Source organism: Paenochrobactrum pullorum, assembly GCF_041929845.1.
GTDB lineage: Bacteria > Pseudomonadota > Alphaproteobacteria > Rhizobiales > Rhizobiaceae > Paenochrobactrum > Paenochrobactrum pullorum.
Window position 1 is genome coordinate 1 of sequence record NZ_JBHEEH010000043.1, and the last position, 2,096, is coordinate 2,096.

Below are 2,096 nucleotides of genomic sequence, written 5' to 3' on the forward strand. Positions count from 1 at the left end.
TATTGATAGCCATTTCAAATAAAAAACCGGAGTTTTTATACTCCGTTTTTTTATTACTTATAAATATATTAAGACGGCGTTGTTACAAAGTTTTGAGTAGTGCAAAAGCAGCTTTATTTCTAGTCGCAATTATGCTGCGAGATCCACAAAGATCTGGAATGGCGAGCGGTTGTCGTTAGCGAATTGTTTCTTGTGGATCATGTACGCCACTTCGATCCCTGCAATGATGGCTGAGGCGGAATGAAAGGCTTTGAACCCATCATCGGCCGGGTGATCCTTCTCGAGGATATTGTTAAGATATTTAGCCTGCTGGATTTCAATTAAGTTTCTTGTTCCGGTGGATTCTAGGATCGAATTCACAACCTGAAGCCCGGCCAAACCGGATAGCGCACATAAAAGAAAACGGCGTGCAGGATGACGATTTTGGGAAACTGAGCGCCTTTGAAATCAACCATCATCTATCTCCCATGGCACCCAGCCCATCATAACAGACTTTGACCAACCGGTCCGAGACAAAAACTTTGCAACAAAACCGTTAGGTGTCCCTCGTTAAAACCGACTATATCAAATTGCATTTTCTGCGTTATTATCCTTCAACTTTTAAAGAGCTATTGCAGGGGGAGTTAATGAAAACAAACGCAAGAACAGCACGTGTTGTGAAAATTATCGTTGAAACAATCCGGCCACAATTCGGAGTGGAGCTATGGGATGGAACACGCTTAGGTTCGAGTGAAGGCAATCTCAAAGAGCGGATCAAAGCCATTCCCAAATGGCAATTACTGAAAGATATCCCGTCTCTTTTAATGTCTGGAAATCGAAGCAAGTCAGATCAAATGGATGGCAAATCGCCGTTTGTAAGTGGTTCAGACAAGCAGGCCATTACGCATCATTATGATGTTTCAAACGAGTTTTATCAGTTGTTCTTGGATAAAAGGATGGTCTATACATGCGGATATTTTACTGATTGGGCCAATAATATTGATCAAGCGCAGGAAGACAAGCTGGAGCTAATCACTCGTAAATTGCGATTGCAACCAGGTGAGCATTTTCTTGATATTGGCTGTGGTTGGGGTGCTTTACTCATTTATGCTGTCAAGAACTTCGGGGTAATTGGTACCGGAGTATCTCTTTCAGAAGCTTAAACAGAATTAGCGCGACAGCGGATTTCTGAAGAGGGTCTTGTAGACAAAATTACAATCCACATCAAATCATATACTGATCTCGATGGCCAGTTTGACAAGATTTCATCCATCGGCATGTTCGAACATGTCGGCATGGCCAATTACGAAACATACTTCAGCGGTGTAAAACGGCTGCTGCGCCCTGGTGGCTTGTACCTACATCATGCAATTACACGACGTATGAAAAGAAGCCGCAAAGCATTTCGGCGAAAAAGTGCGGAGCATCTGGCACTGGTGAAATATATTTTCCCTGGTGGCGAATTGGACCATTTGGGCATGACGATCGACAATCTGGAAGGTCATGGTTTCGAGGTTCATGATGTCGAAAATTTACGGGAACACTATGGCCAGACTTGTCGGCTATGGGCCGAGCGTCTAGATGCGCGGTTTAGCGAAGCCATTGCAAAAGTTGGCGAACCTCGAGCGCGCCTGTGGCTTCTCTATCTTGCTGGTTGTGCGCTGGCCTTTGAGCGCGGCACGGTGCAGATCAATCAAACACTCGCTTCACATCGCAAACGTGGCCTATCAGCCGTTCCGCAAACACGAGCCGATCTTTATCGCGCTTAGTGAGAAAATCTGCGCGACTAATTGATAAATAATTTTAGCAGACTAGCCGCAATCACTCACTTAGGGCAGGGGCCGAATGGATTTCAATCGCAATTTATAGTTTTTCTCTGATCGCTTCATATGGCGTTTTGCTGTTATGTGCATCGTGCGGACTGTTGAAATTATAAAAGCGCTTCCCTTCTGCCAGCTTTGCCTCAATATCGCATACCCTGTGTAACTGAGAAGTTGATAAAATTCCTGGCCAGGTTTTGTTGAAAAGCTTTTGTCTCTGTGAATAGCCCCTAGATTTGTAGATCCTTTGTGACTTAAAAAAGAGGCAAGGAGCCTACGATGGGTAAAGCTAATTTC

At 44.3% G+C, this 2,096-nt stretch carries 1 protein-coding gene and 3 pseudogenes; 1 reads left to right on the top strand and 3 read right to left on the bottom strand.

Annotated features, from left to right (window positions below):
• Nucleotides 1-129: 129 nt before the first annotated feature.
• A complete protein-coding gene (locus JNC77_RS17500) occupies nt 130-360 on the bottom strand; it encodes a hypothetical protein (protein ID WP_374834792.1) in 231 nt (76 codons plus the stop codon).
• A gap of 17 nt (nt 361-377) precedes the next feature.
• Nucleotides 378-458, bottom strand: a pseudogene (locus tag JNC77_RS17505) (IS6 family transposase); the annotation flags it as partial.
• A gap of 168 nt (nt 459-626) precedes the next feature.
• On the opposite strand from JNC77_RS17505, the pseudogene JNC77_RS17510 reads away from it, so the two are divergent.
• Nucleotides 627-1,748, top strand: a pseudogene (locus JNC77_RS17510) (class I SAM-dependent methyltransferase).
• Nucleotides 1,749-1,842: 94 nt separating this feature from the next.
• On the opposite strand, the pseudogene JNC77_RS17515 reads toward JNC77_RS17510, so the two are convergent.
• Nucleotides 1,843-1,988, bottom strand: a pseudogene (locus JNC77_RS17515) (IS481 family transposase); the annotation flags it as partial.
• Nucleotides 1,989-2,096: the final 108 nt, after the last annotated feature.